Origin of the sequence: Clostridium estertheticum (genome assembly GCF_018861295.1) — a bacterium.
Lineage (GTDB): Bacteria > Bacillota > Clostridia > Clostridiales > Clostridiaceae > Clostridium_AD > Clostridium_AD estertheticum_D.
Genome location: NZ_JAHLDM010000019.1, coordinates 1 through 18,538, shown reverse-complemented (window position 1 = coordinate 18,538; position 18,538 = coordinate 1). Strand labels below are relative to the sequence as shown.

The following is an 18,538-nucleotide window of genomic DNA, read 5'->3' as shown; positions in this document are numbered from 1 at the left end:
GGAATAAATGGTATCTAATGGTATAATACTTATAAATAATTTAGAGTTTGAAAGAAAAGAATATTTAATAAAAGGGGTAATAGTTATGAAATCTATTCATAATCCAATTCTTGAGGGATTTAATCCAGATCCTTGTATATTAAAAGTAAAGGGAATTTATTATATTGTTGTTTCTACGTTTGAGTGGCTACCGGGGATAAGAGTTTACGAATCTAATGATTTAGTGAATTGGAATTATTGTACATCAGTATTAATAAATGAGGAATTAGTTAACCTGCAAGGTAATCCCACAGGATGCAGTATATGGGCACCTCATATAAGTTACTGCGAGGATACTTTCTATCTTGTATATACAGATGTCAAAAGTACAAAAGTTCCATTTAAAGATGTGAATAATTACTTAATTACATCAAAAGACATTAAAGGACCTTGGAGCAATCCGATTTATTTAAACAGTTCTGGATTTGATCCATCTTTATTTCACGATGAAAATGGTGAAAAGTGGTTAGCAAATGAAATATGGGATTACCGTTTAATTACACATAATAAATCTGCTGGTATTATTATTCAAAAATTTGATTATGAAAAAAAAGAATTGATTGGGAAAATATATAAAATTTTTGATGGAACAGAATATGAAAAAACAGAAGCGCCGCAGATATATAAACATAAAGAGTATTACTATTTATTAACAGCTGAAGGGGGCACTGGAGAGGGACATATGGTTACAGTAGCTAGATCAAAGAGTATTACTGGTCCTTATGAATTAGATCCTAAGAATCCTATGTTAACTTCTAGAGATAACCTTAATTTATATCTTAAATGTGCAGGACATGCTAGCTTAGTGGAAACAGATGAACACGAGTGGTATTTAGCTCATTTGTGTACTAGACCTATAATGGGCAAATATCCTATTCTTGGAAGGGAGACTGCATTGCAAAAGGTTATTTGGACAAAGGATGGGTGGCTCAGACTTATTCAAGGTGGACATTCACCTGCTACAGATGTTGAACTTCCAAAGGGTTTTAATGGAGTTATTAAAAAAAAGGATAATAAATTCTATGATGATTTTGACAAAAAAGATTTAAATAGTGAATGGAGTACTTTGAGAATATTTCCAAACAGTAGCTGGCTTAACATAATTCCAGATAAATCAATAATACGTATAGCTGGTGCTGAATCACCTCAGAGTACTTTTGATCAACATATCATTGCAATACGTCAGAGTGATATTAATTTTAGTGCAGAGACGGTAATTACTTTTGCCCCTACAAATCACCTACAATTAGCAGGGATGATATTATATTTAGATACAATGAATTATATTTATTTATATCTTTCTTATGACGAAGAAATGGGGATTATTGCTCAGGTAATGAAAGTAGTAAAGGATGATTTTTCTATATTGCCAGTTAAGGTACCTGTAAGTGGTAAGAAAGTGGAGATGCATATTAAAGTGAATGGAATTAATGCACAGTTTAGTGTGGAAGACCAAGAAACAAAAGAATTTTTAGCAAAGGAAGATATCAGCTTTTTATCAGGAGGTTATACAGGAAATTTTATAGGACTTGCAGTCAATAATTTAGAAAAAAAGAATGCTTGCTTTGCTGATTTTGATAAATTTAAATATCAACCGGAGTAAGGTCCTTTCCTTATAAGGAAAAAAAGCATATATTACGTAAAATACATTTGAACAAGTGAGATGAATTTGTAGTAACATATGCTCGTTTACTTTATTTTTGTTTCTTAATGTACCAATATACAGGCAATCCAATTAAAGTGATAATAATTCCTATAAGTGCTTTTCTAGTATCGGTTAAAAGAGTACTTATAAGTATATATAGGCCTCCGATAATTCCGATTAATGGAACTATTGGGTAAAGTGGTACTTTATAAGGTCTCACTAAATCTTTATGTTTTGTTCTTAATATAAAGATGCCGGCTACTGCCATTGTGAAGAAAATCCATAAAACAAAAACAACAAGATCAGTTAAGGCATTAAAAGAACCACTAAATATATAAAGACAAGAAAGTGCAGCCACAAAAATATAAGAGTTTAATGGAGTTTGATATTTTTTGTTAACTTTTCCTAAAAAGTTGCTGCAAGGTAAAAGTTTACTCTGTGCCATAGCAAAAGGGATTCTAACTCCTGTCATTAGGTAACCGTTTAATGCTCCGAAGATTGATATTAATATACCGACAGAAATAAATAATGAGCCAGATTTTCCAAGTAAAACGGATGCGACATCTGATGCTACTGTCTTAGAACTTATAACAGTGGTTATAGGAATTACATTTATAATTGCTAAATTAAATAAAACATAGACTATTAAAGTAATGCTTAATCCTATAATTATGGATTTTGGTATATCTTTTTTAGGGTTTTTAAGTTCACCCGCCATATTACTTACACTTACCCATCCATCATAAGCCCAAAGTGTTCCAAGCACAGCGGCTCCAAATCCAGCACCGGCAGCTGTTGTTCCTACTGGCATGGAAAAACTATGAGCTGTTCCTTTTATAATTCCTAAAGCAATGATAATAATGAGTGGAATAAGCTTTGCAATAGTTGCGATGAACTGAATTTTGCTGGCAAGTTTAGTTGATAATACATTTGCAGTCGCAATAATTAGAAGCATTAGTATTGCAAATAGTTTTTGATGAAGTCCATTCATAGGTACAAAATTAGTAGCTTGAGTTGATAAAACTATTGCGAGGGCTGCAATGGAGCCAGGTACATAAATAACCGTTTGTACCCAACCAAATAAGAATGCCCATTTTTCTCCATAAAGTTCTTTAAGATATATAAAGACACCTCCAGTTTTTGGAATAGCAGCTGCTATTTCAGCAATAGTAAGGCCCGACGCTATAGTTATAATACCGCCTGCTACCCAAGCAAGTATCCCCATAAGTGGAGAACCAGCATTTTTAAAGACTATTGAAGGTTTAAAGAAAATACCTGAACCTATAACCATGCCTATAACTATGGTAATGGCTTCTAGCGAGCCGATTTGCCTTTTTAAACTATTTGATGCCTTCAAAATAAATCATCCTTTCTTCTTTAGTATTTTGTATACAGTTAGCGAATAACTACATTCTAAAATTAAAATTATATTATTTCTATATAATTTTAATAGCAAACTTAGGTATAGTCAACAAAAGTTTGAAAGAGATTATTTTTAAGATTTCAGAGGCCTAAGAGATGATTTAATGAAAAATTGAAGGATATAGAATATAAAGTTATATTTGCCCATATACATCTATTGTTATAATATATATATATGTTATAAAATTATATGTATTATAGTGAATAATTGGAGGAATGAAAATGAGATTGTTACTGACAAACGACGATGGTATAAACGCAAAAGGAATATATGCCTTAGCTAAAGAACTTGAAAAAAATCATGAAGTAATTATCGTAGCACCAGATAAAGAGAGAAGTGCTTGTGGGCATTCAATAACCCTTACAAGACCACTTATTGTTAAAGAAACTAAGCTCAAAGGATTAAAAGCAAAAGCTTTTAGTGTAGATGGAACGCCGGCGGATTGTGTGAAAATTGCAATAAATAAACTTACTGATGCTAAAATAGATATGGTAGTATCAGGAATTAATAGAGGCTTTAATTTAGGTACAGATGTTTTATATTCTGGAACGGTTTCTGCAGCAATAGAAGCTACTATATATAAAATACCAGCAATGGCGGTTTCTGTAGAGTTTGATGAGAATACTGAAAATTATGACATAGCGGCTAAATACGCTGGAGAAATACTTCTTAAGGCTATCCAAAATAAAATTAATAATGATATTGTATTAAATGTAAATGTTCCTATGCTTACGGAGAATGAAATAAAAGGAATTAAAGTGTGCAAAATTGGAAGTAGATTGTACAATAACAAATATGTACAATCTATTGGGGAAAATAATGAAACTCAGTATCAGATTAAGGGCATGGCAAAAGATATTCATGAGGAAGATTCCGATACAATATATTTTAAAGAGGGGTACGTTACTGTAACTCCACTTCATTATGATCTAACTAATTTTGAAATATTAAATGATGTAGGTAAATGGTTTTAACGATAAAAAGCCAGGGTTTTTATCATTATATGATTAAAAACCCTGGCTTTTATTTTGTGTAAATTAAGTATTGTATTTTTGATCTACTTTTTTAATTTATCTAATAAGTCGTCTACGGATATATTAGATAAGTTTATCCCATCTAAGGGTAATTCTTTTTCAATGGCAGATTTAAGAAGTGGTGATCTTCTAGCATCACCTATTACAATTGCACCAATAATCTTATTGTTTTTTATAAATATCTTTTTATAACCGGTTCCATTAATATCTTCATATGACAATATTTTCGTAGAGCTGGATTCTTCTATGCATCCCATAGAAAACAAAGAAATACCAAAAGCATTTAGCATTGTTACTGGAGTAATCTTTTCATATACAGCATCACGCCCAGAAATATTGTACCCTGCAACTTTGCCTTGCGATATAGCAATATTCCATAGTCCAATAACTTGATTATCAAATTCTGCAATATCACCTGCTGCATAAATATCTTTTATATTAGTTTCCATTTTATTGTTTACGAGTATTCCTCTTTCTCTTTTAATATCAGTCTTTAAAATTAGGTCCATATTAGGCTTAATACCTATTGAGTGAATAACTATGTCACACTTTAATTCTACATTTTCGTTTATAAGAATTCCTTCTACTTTATTATCAGTGCCTATTATTTTATTTACACAAGTGTTAGTTAATATTTGTATTCCACAAGCTTGTATTTTACTTTTTAATATCTCTGATGCTTTATCGTCTAATTGGCGAGGCATAAGCCTTGGACATAATTCAACAATTGTAACTTTGATGTTATGCTGATGTAATATGAAGGCCATTTCAAGACCAAGTATTCCTCCACCAAGAACTATTACATTCGTGTTTTCATTAAGTTTCTCCTTAATATTTAAAGCGTCATTAAGACCCCGAAGCGTATATACTCCGTTCATACCTATACCATCAACTTGAGGTACGTTATTACTTGCACCATTTGCAATTAACAATTTATCATAACTAAGTTTACTTCCATTAGATAAGGAGACTTCATGTGAATTTGAATCTATACTTACCACTTTAGTATTAATTAATATTTTCACGTTATTTTGTTCATACCACTCTTTTTTTTGAATAAGTATATTATTTTCTTCAAGATTTGCGAATAAACTTTTGGATAACTTTATTCTGGTATATGGATAAAATTTTTCTTCTCCAATTAAACATATATCTGAATCTAAGTCTATTTCTCTAATTGCTTTAATAGCAGTTATTGCTGTAATGCCACTACCTACTATTATAATTTTTTTTAGTATTTTTTTAGCCATCGATATCACCCATTTCATTTAAGATTTATTTTTTGCTTATGTACAATGTGAGGAAAATATTTTTCTTGATTATGAGACATTCTTATTGCTTTAATATCCTAATGTTATCTTACGCTTCATTTATGGTAATATGCAAGAAAATAATTCAGATATGTAGAGTAATTATATAAAATATATTTTAAAGCTTTAAGTATTACTTTTTCTAAAGTATACTATAATCAGAATTTTTTGATATAATTAGCCTAAAGAAATTTTTGATGATTATCGAATATAAGATTTTATGTTTGAGAGAAAGGAGAAATATATGAATATTAAACAATTACCACTTATTTTTGATGGTGCTATGGGAACATATTATGCAAGCATTAAAGAAAATCCATTATCTAAATGTGAGCTTGCAAATATTTATGATAGAAATACCATATTAAATATACATAAGGAATATATAGAGGCGGGTTGCAAGGCTATTAAAACAAACACATTTGGTGCAAATAGAATTAGCCTTGAAAGTGATTTTAATAGAGTAAAAGATGTTATTGTAAAAGGGTATGAAATAGCAAGTGAGGCAACAAAGGGCACTGACGTTTTGGTTTTTGCGGATATTGGGCCAATCCCATTTTTAGAGACGCTGGATTTATGGGAGGCATATAAAGAAATAGTAGATTTGTTTTTAGAACTCGGTGTTACGCACTTTATATTCGAAACTTTTAGCAGTGATGAATATTTACCTGAAATTTCTAAATATATTAAGGAAAAAAATCCAAAGGCATATATTTTGATGGAACTTGCAGTTTCACCGGAAGGATTTACAAGAATAGGTATATCAGGTGAAAAATTTATAGAGAAAGTATCTAATATATCAAGTATAGATGCTTGTGGATTTAATTGTTTTTCGGGGCCATATCATTTATTAAAATATATTAAAACTCTTAATATAAAAAATAAAACAATCTCCGTTATGCCAAATTCGGGGTATCCAACAGTAATAAATAATCGTACGTTTTTTAATAATACTAAAGAATATTTTGCAAGGCAAATGTTAGAAATAGTAAAACAAGGTGTAGCGATAATAGGTGGGTGTTGTGGTACAACTCCAGAATTTATAAGGGAAACTGTAGCAAATATAGAAGGGTTATCTCCAAATGAAATTGTTCCAAGTATAAAGATGGAAAAAATTAAGTTTGAAAAACTTATAGTTGAAAATTCGCTTCTCGAAAAAATTAGGCTTGGTAAAAAGATTATTGCGGTGGAACTCGACCCACCGATGGATACGGGGATAGATTTTTTTATGAATAGTGCTAAAAGTCTTAAGGAGCAAGGAGTTGATGCAATAACTATTGCAGATTGTCCTGTTGCAAGAGTTAGAGTAGATAGTAGCCTACTTGCTTGTAAGTTAAAGAGAGAACTTGACATTACAACTGTTCCTCATATGACTTGTCGAGATAGAAACATTAATGCGACTAAAGCATTACTTTTAGGCTTAAGCATTGAGGGAGTAAATAATGTTTTAGTGGTAACTGGTGACCCGGTGCCTACAGCTGAGCGGGATGAGGTTAAGGCAATGTTTAGCTTTAATTCTGCAATACTTGCCAATTACATTACTAATTTAAATGAGACAACATTTTCATCACCTTTTAATATTTGTGGTGCCTTAAATGTAAATGCTATTAATTTTAGTAGTCAACTTGACCACGCAAAAAAGAAAATAGAAAATGGTGTAACTATGTTTTTAACACAACCAATTTTATCAAAGCAAGCTGTAGAGAACTTAAAACAAGCACGCAGGGAGTTACCTGCTAAAATCCTAGGTGGGATTATTCCAATTGTAAGTCATAGGAACGCTTGTTTTATGAATAATGAAATTTCAGGGATAACTGTTTCTGATGAAATCACGGAGCTATATAATGGTATTTCAAAAGAGGAAGCTACGATTCTTGCAATTAAGATATCTACAGATATTGCAAGAGAAATTTATGATTATGTAGATGGATATTATCTTATTACACCATTTAAAAGAATTGATATAATTTCTGAAATCATTAAGAATATAGGTACTATAGATAGTTATTAGATTAAATTGTTTAGTGAATTTAAAACTCGCATCATGCAAATACATGATGCGAGTTTTTATTTTTTGTGATATTTACTAGGTTGATAATACAATAGTTATTAAGTGTCCCTCAATGTCAAACGGAGTTATATCAGGTGTTAACAGTGTTAAAGTTATTAAGTGTCCCCCCAACGTCAAACTGAGTTATATCAAGTGTTATCAAGGGTTAATAATACTAAAGTTATTAACTGTCCCCTAATGTGATAATGTGATGTATTAACAATGGAATCACCAAGTGAAAAATATTTTAAGGAAATGTTGACAAGTCTTGCAACGCATCATATAATAAACGTATGAACAACAATTCATATGTTCATATGAAAGGGGAATATAGATGGAGAAAGATATAGAGTTTTGTCATTGCGCAACTGTTCATGAAGATGAGATAGAGAAAGTAAGAAGATTAATACCACCAGCAGAGACTTTATCAGATCTCGCAGAGCTTTTTAAGGTTTTTGGAGATAGTACAAGAATTAAAATTCTTTGTGTGCTTTTTGAAACTGAAATGTGTGTTTGTGATATAGCAGCTCTTCTTATTATGACTCAATCAGCTATTTCACATCAATTGCGTGTACTTAAGAATGCTAGACTTGTTAAGTATAGACGTGAGGGTAAGGTTGTCTATTATTCATTGGACGATCAGCATGTTAAACAAATATTTGATCAAGGACTTACACACATAAAAGAACTTAGATAATATTCTATTACATAAACAATAATTCATAATATAAAAGAATGTAAAACTTTGAAAGCGAGGCGAGAAAATGGAGGATATAATAAGAAGGGAATTCATGCTAGAGGGTCTATGTTGCGTAAATTGTGCCAATAAAATTGAAACTCAATGTAGAAAGTTAGATGGAGTATCCGATGCGAATATAAACTTTATTAGTAAAAATTTGGTGATACAATTTCAAAGCGAGGATAAAATATTAAAAGTCATAGATGAAGCAAAAAAAATAGTTAAGAGGATAGAACCCGACGTTAATTTTATACAAAGTGACATTCATGGAGTTAAGTATGAGGGACATGTCCATAATCATGATCATGGACATGCTGGTGGGGAAGAAGGAAATAATAAAAATAAAATTATACGTTTTTCTATAGGTTTTGTAATTTACATTATAGCAGTTATATTAAAATTAGATTACTGGTTTGAATTTTCATTATATCTTATAAGTTATTTATTAATTGGTGGAGACGTATTAATGGTTGCCATAAAAAATATATTGAGAGGAGAAATTTTTGATGAAAATTTCTTGATGGTAATTGCAACAGTGGGGGCATTTTCTATAGGGCAATTTCCAGAAGGTGTTGGGGTTATGCTTTTTTATCAAGTAGGAGAATTTTTCCAGGATGTAGCCGTAAACAAATCAACAAAGTCAATATCTGCACTAATGGATATAAGACCAGATTATGCAAATAAGAAAATTAATGATGAAATAGTAAAAGTTGATCCGGATGAGGTACACATTGGAGATATTATAATAGTAAAACCTGGTGAAAAAGTACCTTTAGACGGTAGTGTTATAGAAGGAAGTTCGTTAGTTGATTCATCTGCCTTAACTGGTGAATCAGTTCCAAGAGAAGTAAATCCTTGCGATGAAATTTTAGCAGGCTGCATAAATAAAAATGGGTTATTAACTATAGAGGTGAAAAAAGAGTTTGGGGAATCGACGCTTGCAAAAATATTGGATTTAGTTAAAAATGCTAGTAGTAAAAAAGCACCAACTGAAAACTTTATAACTAAATTTGCAAGGTATTACACACCTATTGTAGTTATAAGTGCGGTTGTACTTGCGGTGATTCCGCCAATTTTAATACCTGGTGCTACTTTCTCGCAATGGGTATATAGAGCATTGGTATTCTTAGTAGTATCTTGTCCTTGCGCTTTAGTGATATCTATTCCACTTGGATTCTTTGGAGGAATAGGTGGAGCATCAAAAAGTGGAATCTTAGTTAAAGGTGGAAACTACTTAGAGGCACTTAATAGTGTGGAAATGGTAGTTTTCGATAAAACGGGGACACTAACTAAAGGAGTATTTAAGGTTACACAAATGCATGTTAATGGAGAATTAAGTGAAGAGGAATTATTAGAGTATGCAGCATCTGTTGAAAGTTACTCTAATCATCCTATTGCAATATCCATATTAAAAGCTTATGGTAAAGAAATAAACAAAAAAGATATTGAAGATGTAGAAGAAATAGCTGGAAAAGGTATTAGAGCTAAAGTAAAAGGAAAATATGTCCTAGCTGGTAATTCAAAGCTCATGGATAGTGGGAAAATTTCTTATACTAAAGGTGAAAATGTTGGTTCTATAATATATGTAGCTATAGACAATAAATATGTTGGTAATATTATAATCTCAGATGAGATAAAAGATGATTCTATATCTGCAATAAAAGGTTTAAAGGCTATGGGTATTAAAAAAATAGTAATGCTTACTGGTGATAATAAAGATATAGCAAATAATATCGGAAAAGCTCTTGGCGTTGATGAAGTTTACTCAGAACTCCTTCCACATGAGAAGGTAGAAAAGCTAGAGAAACTTCAAAATGAAAAGTCACCTAAAGGAAAAATAGTATTTGTAGGAGATGGCATCAATGATGCGCCAGTGCTTGCAAGAGCAGATATTGGAATTGCTATGGGTGGTGTGGGTTCTGATGCTGCAATAGAAGCTGCTGATATAGTAATAATGACAGATGAACCATCTAAGATTGCGGAGGCTATCAAAATTGCTAAAAAAACAAAGAAGATTGTTTTGCAAAATATTGTATTTGCACTAGGTGTAAAAGCAGCTATATTGATCTTTGCAGTGTTTGGAGTGGCAAATATGTGGGAAGCAGTTTTTGGAGATGTAGGAGTTGCTTTGATTGCAGTATTAAATTCTATGAGAGCTATGAAGTCTTAAATTTAAAACAGTAAAAAGATTAATAATAACAAAAGTTGAAAATACTCTATATGGCAGACCCAAAAGTCTGTGATATAGAGTGTTTTTTTTATTATTGTGCTGAAGAATAATTATAATTTACAGAGTTATAACTATCCCATGTACTTGCATTGTTCTTGAAGGCCATGTTAAGCATGTAACTGCCTGAAGGCATTGTTAAAGTAGTTGCCCATTGTCCATTTGTTTGCTTTGTCATTGCTATATCTGTGGGTGATGTAAAGTTATTATATCCCCAATGAAGTGTCATTGAAGTTGCACTAGCTGCCAAGGGTCCATTATAATATACTGTAACAGATTTAGTAGCAACTGGTGCTGGACTAACCTGTACTGGAACAGAACCTGACCATACTTGTAAGTGCCAATCTTTACTGCTGTTATTGTCATAGTTACTTCCAGCAGTAAAGTCAAAATCTAACTTTGTAGCTGTGGTAGGGATAGTTATAGTAGCTGCCCAAAAGCCATCTGAACGTTTGGTCATTGTCGCATTTGATACACCTATCCAACCATTATATCCAAAGTGTAATGAAACATTGCTAGAATTAGCTAAAGATCCATTATAGTATATTGTAAAGCGATTACCTTGTAATAGTTTACTGCTGTCATAGTCTACTTTATAGCCTGAACTGGGGGTATAGGCAGTAGATGTACTAATGACATATGATTCTGTATATACTGGTGATGAAACTCCCAGTGAATCTATAGCTATATACTTGAGAGTTAAGCTATTATATACATTAATTGCCTCAGTATATTTTGTACTATGTGAAGTTGGAGTGCTTCCATCAGTTGTGTAATAGATATCTGCTGTTTTTGATGGTGTTAAAATTACACTTTGTGTAGTGGTATAATTTCCAGCTGTTATATTTGCAGAGGCAGTAAGTGTAGTAATTGGAGTACTACCATTGTATAAAACTATAACTGAATTTGCTGGAATGTTTCCAGATATTGTTCCATTTGATACTGTTAAAGTACAATTTGCTGTGCCTTTATTTGTGTATGTGCCATTTGCTAAGTTAGTAGGAGAATTAACACTTGAACTTGAACCAGCGTTTACTAGTACTGTACCGATTTTTCCACGATCTATTAACATAGTTTGATTATTGTTTGTCCATCTTAGATATTCGGTTTGACCAACCATTGCATTATGGAACTTATTTAAGGCTACAACGTCAGCATCTTTCCATAAAGATTCACCAATAGATCCAATTTTACTAGTTGGTCTATCAAAGAATAAAGGCGTTGTTCCTGCACGTGAGTCAACAATAGCCCAACCCAGTTTCCTTTGCAAATCTGTTAAACTACGAGTAGAACCATCTTCATAAGTATCATGAGTTTCAACAAAATCCACACTTGTACTTGGATTTAGACCACCCATACCACCTGCCTTACTTAGGTTGTTTGAAGTAATTGCACTTCTTACACTACCACCATAGCTACTAGCGGTAACGTTCATAAATGTTTCATAGGTGGCAATATTGTCTACTGTTCCATCTTGTAATATTTCACCATATACAAATATATTTGATTTATTATGCAAATTGTCAAGAACATTAGTCCAATAATTTCCAGACCATGATTGACTTGCATCTAAGCCTATATTTGTTTCAATGTGCTTAGCTGCGTCAAAACGGAATCCAGAAGCCCCAGCATCAATACATTGATTTAAAAAAGTAATTGCTTTGTTTTGAACTTCAGTGGTTTGAGTATTTAAATCAGGCATACCGATACCCTTTTGTGTTACGTCATATCTGTTACTCCAGTTTGAGCATTGTCCTAGATTATGATATAAACTTGAATTTTTGAAACTTGAATCAACAGAAGGATCTAATTGGTCTTTATTTCCATTATTAGCCATGTGGTTCATAACCACATCTACTACTACTGAAATTCCATAGTTCTTTGCAGTACTACACAATGTTGTAAAATCAGATAAAGATCCAAGTTGCGCATTTCCAATAGCTTGATTAGTTGGTTGATACAATAACCACCATTTAGTTGGATCAGTACTTGAGTCTTTGGTTCCTTGTACAGGTGAAACTTGAATGGATTTATATCCTGCTGCTGCAATATTAGGTAACTCATTCTTAATAGTATTAAATGACCAATCAAAAGCATGAAGTATTGCTCCATCTTTAGTGGTAGATGGTAAAGATGAAATGGTTGCAGCATGTACAACAGTAGAATTACTAGAAAAGTAATTCAGGTTTTGAAGTGGTGAGAAAGTTAAAGCTAAAAATAATCCAAAAGAAATTAACGTTGAAATTTTTTTATTCTTCATAAATTCACTCCTCAATTTTTATTGAAAACCCGCCAATTTAATTATGCAATCTCCTTTCTTTAATACAACCATCATTATTATATAACATTGTGCAAACGTTTGCAAGAATATTATGGATAAAATTAACTTTTTAATTTATAGAGTATTTTTGTTCCTTTTTAGAAAGATACACTAGTAAAATAATTAAAGTATATTGACAAATTACCGATATATAGAAGATAATGTTAAAATAAGTAGACATATATTTTATAAAAAAATTATCTTTCGTCTTAATAAAGGGAGTGAAAAATTGATAACAAAACATAAAATAATTACAGTAAAAAACTTATTAGTAATTTTTACAATAGCTTTATTATATCAAATTCAAGTATCTGTTTATAATACACGCGCTGCAGTGAATTTATCAGCAATTAGTGCTACCACTGTAACGACTTCTCTAGAGAACCAAACTCTAATTGTAGGTGGGCCAACATTAAGTCTAAAAGCTACTGTATTACCAGCTAATGCTGCAAATAAAGCAGTAATTTGGAGTAGTAGTAATGATGATGTGGCTACTGTAAGTGCATCTGGAATCGTAACCCCGATAGTTGAAGGTACGGCGATGATTGTAGTTAGAACAGTAGATGGGGGTCATATTGATACCTGCATTGTTAAAGTAACAAAGAGTGATGTAGCAGGAATGACATTAACCCCAACCATGGTAACTTTGAAAATTAAGGGAACAATTACATTAAATCCTAAAATACTTCCGCTAGATGCTTCAAACAAAACAGTAATCTGGTATAGTGGAAATGAAGATGTAGCTAAAGTGAGCGATAAAGGAGTAGTAACTGCAATAACACCAGGATCAGCGGGTATTATTGGAAAAACGGTGGATGGAGAGTACCGGGTTTATTGTTTAGTATACGTGCCTGAAGAAATAAACAGTATTACCTTAAGTCAAAACAATGTAAAATTTGCTTTAGGTGATACTCCTATTACGATATCGGCAAAAATCATGCCAGATAATCTCTCGATTAAGAGTATAACGTGGACTAGTAGTAATTATGGCATAGCTAATGTAGATTCAAATGGCAGGGTAACTCCTATGTCTGGTGGATCTGCAATAATAACTGCAACATCAACTTATGATAAAACTAAAAAAGCTACGTGCAATGTAACTGTGAACGGACTTATAACGGACACTAAAGTACATGCATCAGGAATCACTTTAAATGAGCATAATAAGCATTTAATTGGAAATATTCCTTTTACACTAAAACCGGTTATATCGCCAAGTAATGCTGTAAATAAGGCAGTAACCTGGAGTAGTAGTAATGAAAATGTTGCTACTGTGAGTGCTACAGGTGTCGTGACACCAATAGCTGAAGGTATTACATTAATTGTAGCAACAACTGTGGATAGAGGAAATATGGATGGTTGTCTCGTTAATGTCACTAAGCAGAATGTAACAGGAATGACTTTAACTCAAAAGAGTGCAACTCTAAAAATTAAGAGCACCTTGACATTAAAGCCAGATATACAGCCAGGTAATGCAACAAACCAAAGAGTAATTTGGAGTAGTGGAAATGAAGATGTAGCTAAAGTGAGTGATGCTGGAATAGTAACGGCAATAACATCCGGCTCTGCAGGAATAATTGGTAGAACTGTGGATGGAGACCATTTAGTTTATTGCTTAGTTTATGTACCGGAGGTAATAAACAGCATTACCTTAAGTCAAAACAATTTGAAATTTGATTTAGGGGGCGCTGCGACAGTTCTGTCAGCTAAAATTTTGCCAGATAATCTCTCGTTGAAGGATATTACGTGGGCTAGTAGTAATTACAACATAGCTGATGTAGATTCAAATGGTAGGGTAATACCAAAGGCTGGGGGAAAGGCAATAATAACTGCAACTTCAGTTTATGATAAAACTAAAAAAGCTACATGTAGTGTAACTGTTAATGGACCTATAATGGATACTAAAATACATGCAACAGGAATCACTTTAAATGAGCATAGTAGAGATTTAATAGGAAATACTCCATTTACATTAAAACCGGTTATATCGCCAAGTAATGCTGTAAATAAGGCAGTAACCTGGAGTAGTAGTAATGAAAATGTTGCTACGGTGAGTGCTACAGGCGTCGTAACACCCATAGCTGAAGGGATTACATTAATTGTAGTAACAACTGTGGATAGAGGAAATATGGATGGTTGCCTGGTTAATGTTATTAAGCAGAATGTAACAGGAATGACTTTAACTAACAACTATGAAACTTTAAAAATCAAGAGTACATTGACATTAAAGCCAGACATATTTCCAGTCAATGCTTTAAACAAAGCAGTAATTTGGAGTAGTGGTAATGAGGAGGTAGCTAAGGTAAGCGATACAGGGGTAGTAACTGCATTATCATCCGGATCTGCTGGGATTATTGGTAAAACGGTGGATGGTAATTATTTTGTTTATTGCTTAGTGTATGTACCTGAAGTAATAGATAATATTAGCTTAAATCAAAATAGTTTAAAACTTAAATTAGGTGATGCTGCTGTTTCACTGTCTGCCAAAATTATGCCAGATAATCTCTCGGTAAATGGTGTTGTGTGGACTAGTAGTAATTATGGCATAGCTAATGTTGATTCAAATGGTAAGGTAGCCCCAATGTCTGGAGGCAGTGCAGTTATAACTGCAACTTCAGTTTATGATAAGACTAAAAAAGCCACATGTAGTGTAAATGTAATTGGGCCTGTATCTGGGGATCTTAAAGTACATGCGACAAGTATTTCTATAAAACCAAATGCAAATCCATCAATTGTAGGAACTCCATTTACATTAACTACAGTTATAAACCCAAGTAATGCTGTAAATAAGGCAGTAACCTGGAGTAGTAGTAATGAGAATATAGCGGTAGTAAGTGCTACAGGTGTAGTAACACCAATAGCTGAAGGCGTGACGTTAATTATTGCGACTACAGTTGATAGAGGAATTATGGATGCTTGCGTTGTAAATGTAACAAAGCAAGATATAGCAAAAATGACATTAAATAAAAATAGTGCGATTTTAAAGATTAAGAGCACTTTAGCATTAAAGCCAGATATACTTCCAACAAATGCATCAAATAAAACAATAATTTGGAATAGTGGAAATGAAGATGTAGCTAGTGTAAGTGATGATGGAATAGTAACTGCAATAAAGGCCGGAACTGCAGGTATTATCGGAAGATCAGTTGAAGGAAATCATTTAGTTTATTGCATAGTTTATGTACCAGAGCAGGTAGATAACATTATCCTAAATCAGAATAGTTTAAAATTTAAATTAGGGGATTCTTCTGTAAATCTGTCAGCTGTTGTTATGCCAGAAAACCAAAAGGTAAAACGTGTTACGTGGACTAGTAGTAATCCAATGGTAGCTAATGTTGATTCAAACGGGAGGGTAACACCAACTTCTGGAGGAACTACGACAATAACTGCAACTTCAATGGATGATACAACTAAAAAAGCTACATGCAGTGTAACTGTTCTGCAACCTGCAACCGGGGTTATTATAAATTAGATAAATGACATATATTAGATTAATATGGAAAACTTCATTTTCATATTAATCTTTTTTTACTAGTAAGAATAAAACTTAATGCAACTCCTCAGTAAATAATTTAATGGCTGTTTTGTCAGTAGACGCGCTTCCTACTGGAACAGCTTTGTAAAATTGGTTATTAACTTGAACGGCAATGGCATCTTTATTATCTGTACCTTTTATTGAGCAAACACTTAGAAAAGAGACAATAAACTTTGCATCTTTGGGAATATTCTGCTTAATATCCTTTATCGTTAACTGGGCAGATGAATCAGTTTCCTTTTGTTCAAGTATACAATTATTTTTATCAATAACTGCTACCTGGTTAATAATTCCATTCCATCCCCCGATTTTAGAGGGATCCAATGAAACATTTGAAATTTGATACATTACTTCTTTATAACTTATTTGAGTAGCATTTTTAGCATTGACCTTGCAAACAATTTTATCTTTAATTTGATAATGCATTACTTTTTTAATTATAGTATCTTTTGCAAAATACCCTATCACTAGTGTACAAAACAAAACTACAAGTAAAGGGATCAATATTTTTTTTGTTTTCATAATAACAACTCCTTTTTAATCATATGACTTTCTTCCTTCCCACTTTTTGAACCAAAATAAACTAGCAATAAAGGCAATCACTATTGCAAATAACATTATAAATACTCCTTGCTTCGTATCAACCGCTACAATAGCACTTGTAGAATAATTGGCCCACTTTACAACGAGGTAATCGCAAAATCTTACACCCCATGCACATGGAATAAAATGCCATACTCTATTTCCAAGACCAGTAAGCATTAGAGCAGAAATCAGACTTTCTGCAACTCCAAGCCCTGTAGAGGCACCCTTTCCAAATTGAAGACTCATGAACACATGCAAGATATAAAGAAATATGTTTCCAATCACTAATGCTCCTGCGGCTTTCAAGTAAAATATATTGGGCATTGTTTGGAATCCAAGTGCAAAGATTCCTACTGCAAGTATAATAGAAAAACTTCCCAATAAAAGTAACACAATTAGCTTACTCAAATACGTGGTGTTTTTTGATTTTGTATTGCAGAGTAGTGTTTGAAAATTTCCAGCTTGCTCTTCCTGCTCAATTACTATCCCGCTGATTATTCCTATCAGCAAAGGAAATGCAATTGCTAGGGTCTCCAGATACCCACTTATTTTTTTTACTGTGTCAAATGAAGATATTCTATAATACGCCAAAAACATGAATGCTCCTGCTAGTGGAATAAGTAAATGAATCCACGGAATAGAAGTATGTCTTAATTTATAAAAATCCGATTTTATACACCTAAGTAAAGCAATCATATTAATTAACCTCCTGTTTTTCAAACCAATTAGCAGTAACAATCATTAACAAAACAAACAGAATAATGGACAAAATAATTCCAATTGGAATCACGACCGGATTTCGCAGTGGATCTCCTATGCCTGCTAGCTCTCCATTTGGCAAAATTCCAAGAATGGGACACATAATACGTGTCGTCCAACTATAAGGAGAAATCCACCACATTGATGTTTTTACAGCCATAACATTTAATACAGTTCCAACTCCAGTGTTTATCAAAACTGTTCCTAGCATTCCAAGTTTCTTCGCTAAAAACATACAAAGTGGAATCTGCCATAAAGATGTAAGTGCAATCAAACCAGCTCCGGCAAATGCACTAAAAGCCGGTATGGGAGTAATCCTTAGATAACTTCCTAAAAAAATTCCAACTATAAAAACCATACATGAGAAAGTCATATAAATCCCGTTTACCAAAACTTTTGAAATCCATACTTTTTTTAGTGAAATTGGAAGACCAAATACAGCCCTATAGCGTAACTTTTTTTCCTCTTTTTCGTTAGTCATTACTGCCATTATTGAAATATATCCCGGTAGTATAAGCATGTACCACTCATTGAAGCTATTTTGTTCGAAATATTTTCCGGTCATAAATCCAACTAACAAAGGAACTATAGGTGCGATAAAAATTAGTTTTTTTAGAAATGTTCTCTTACATTTCAAATTTTCAGCCTGTAAATATTTAAGCATTATAAATCCTCCCTTCGGTTTTTTTTCACAACCTCTGTGAAAAGTACTTCCAGATCTTCACCAGGATTGATTTTGCCGTTATATCCGACTACCCCATTGCTTATAATACCAATGTGATCTGCAATAAGTTCAACCTCGGACAATATATGACTGGAGAGGATGACTGTCATTCCCTGCGCTGGGAAAGAACGTATTAACTCACGTAAAT

12 protein-coding genes and 1 pseudogene are annotated in these 18,538 nt (G+C 32.6%); 6 read left to right on the top strand and 7 right to left on the bottom strand.

Annotated elements, in window-relative coordinates; genetic code table 11:
* Window positions 1–7 precede the first annotated feature (7 nt).
* Window positions 8–1,642, top strand: a complete 1,635-nt coding sequence (locus tag KPL54_RS17110) for a glycoside hydrolase family 43 protein (RefSeq protein WP_216107716.1) — start codon at window positions 8–10, stop codon at window positions 1,640–1,642.
* Between the two features lie 91 nt (window positions 1,643–1,733).
* On the opposite strand, the gene KPL54_RS17105 is transcribed toward KPL54_RS17110, so the two are convergent.
* On the bottom strand, window positions 1,734–3,041 hold the full coding sequence (locus KPL54_RS17105; RefSeq protein ID WP_253203542.1) for an APC family permease: 1,308 nt from the start codon (window positions 3,039–3,041) through the stop codon (window positions 1,734–1,736).
* Between the two features lie 287 nt (window positions 3,042–3,328).
* On the opposite strand from KPL54_RS17105, the gene surE reads away from it, so the two are divergent.
* Window positions 3,329–4,081: a 5'/3'-nucleotidase SurE gene (surE, locus tag KPL54_RS17100; RefSeq protein ID WP_216107715.1), complete on the top strand. Its 753-nt coding sequence runs from the start codon at window positions 3,329–3,331 to the stop codon at window positions 4,079–4,081.
* An 83-nt stretch (window positions 4,082–4,164) separates the two neighbouring features.
* Here surE and KPL54_RS17095 read toward each other — a convergent pair whose 3' ends face one another.
* On the bottom strand, window positions 4,165–5,391 hold the full coding sequence (locus KPL54_RS17095; RefSeq protein WP_253203540.1) for an NAD(P)/FAD-dependent oxidoreductase: 1,227 nt from the start codon (window positions 5,389–5,391) through the stop codon (window positions 4,165–4,167).
* 304 nt (window positions 5,392–5,695) lie between these two features.
* On the opposite strand from KPL54_RS17095, the gene KPL54_RS17090 reads away from it, so the two are divergent.
* The 3 genes from KPL54_RS17090 to KPL54_RS17080 all read left to right on the top strand — a co-directional run bounded on the left by KPL54_RS17090 (window position 5,696) and on the right by KPL54_RS17080 (window position 10,410).
* Window positions 5,696–7,462, top strand: a complete 1,767-nt coding sequence (locus KPL54_RS17090; RefSeq protein WP_216107714.1) for a bifunctional homocysteine S-methyltransferase/methylenetetrahydrofolate reductase — start codon at window positions 5,696–5,698, stop codon at window positions 7,460–7,462.
* 373 nt (window positions 7,463–7,835) lie between these two features.
* Window positions 7,836–8,198: an ArsR/SmtB family transcription factor gene (locus KPL54_RS17085; protein ID WP_216107713.1), complete on the top strand. Its 363-nt coding sequence runs from the start codon at window positions 7,836–7,838 to the stop codon at window positions 8,196–8,198.
* A 67-nt stretch (window positions 8,199–8,265) separates the two neighbouring features.
* The gene (locus tag KPL54_RS17080; RefSeq protein WP_216107712.1) at window positions 8,266–10,410 is read left to right on the top strand and encodes a heavy metal translocating P-type ATPase; all 2,145 of its coding nucleotides are present in this window, start codon (window positions 8,266–8,268) and stop codon (window positions 10,408–10,410) included.
* A 91-nt stretch (window positions 10,411–10,501) separates the two neighbouring features.
* On the opposite strand, the gene KPL54_RS17075 is transcribed toward KPL54_RS17080, so the two are convergent.
* Window positions 10,502–12,727, bottom strand: coding sequence for a carbohydrate-binding protein (locus KPL54_RS17075; protein WP_216107711.1), 2,226 nt, complete (start codon window positions 12,725–12,727; stop codon window positions 10,502–10,504).
* A gap of 289 nt (window positions 12,728–13,016) precedes the next feature.
* Here KPL54_RS17075 and KPL54_RS17070 point away from each other — a divergent pair, with 289 nt between their 5' ends.
* On the top strand, window positions 13,017–16,259 hold the full coding sequence (locus KPL54_RS17070; RefSeq protein ID WP_216107710.1) for an Ig-like domain-containing protein: 3,243 nt from the start codon (window positions 13,017–13,019) through the stop codon (window positions 16,257–16,259).
* A gap of 75 nt (window positions 16,260–16,334) precedes the next feature.
* On the opposite strand, the gene KPL54_RS17065 is transcribed toward KPL54_RS17070, so the two are convergent.
* From KPL54_RS17065 to KPL54_RS17050, 4 genes and pseudogenes are all read right to left on the bottom strand, one after another.
* A complete protein-coding gene (locus tag KPL54_RS17065; protein ID WP_216107709.1) occupies window positions 16,335–16,844 on the bottom strand; it encodes a NisI/SpaI family lantibiotic immunity lipoprotein in 510 nt (169 codons plus the stop codon).
* 15 nt (window positions 16,845–16,859) lie between these two features.
* Window positions 16,860–17,603, bottom strand: coding sequence for a lantibiotic immunity ABC transporter MutG family permease subunit (locus tag KPL54_RS17060; protein WP_216107708.1), 744 nt, complete (start codon window positions 17,601–17,603; stop codon window positions 16,860–16,862).
* Between the two features lies 1 nt (window position 17,604).
* Window positions 17,605–18,330, bottom strand: a complete 726-nt coding sequence (locus tag KPL54_RS17055) for a lantibiotic immunity ABC transporter MutE/EpiE family permease subunit (RefSeq protein ID WP_216107707.1) — start codon at window positions 18,328–18,330, stop codon at window positions 17,605–17,607.
* Window positions 18,330–18,538, bottom strand: a pseudogene (locus KPL54_RS17050) (lantibiotic ABC transporter ATP-binding protein); the annotation flags it as partial. The gene KPL54_RS17055 and the pseudogene KPL54_RS17050, both read right to left, overlap by 1 nt.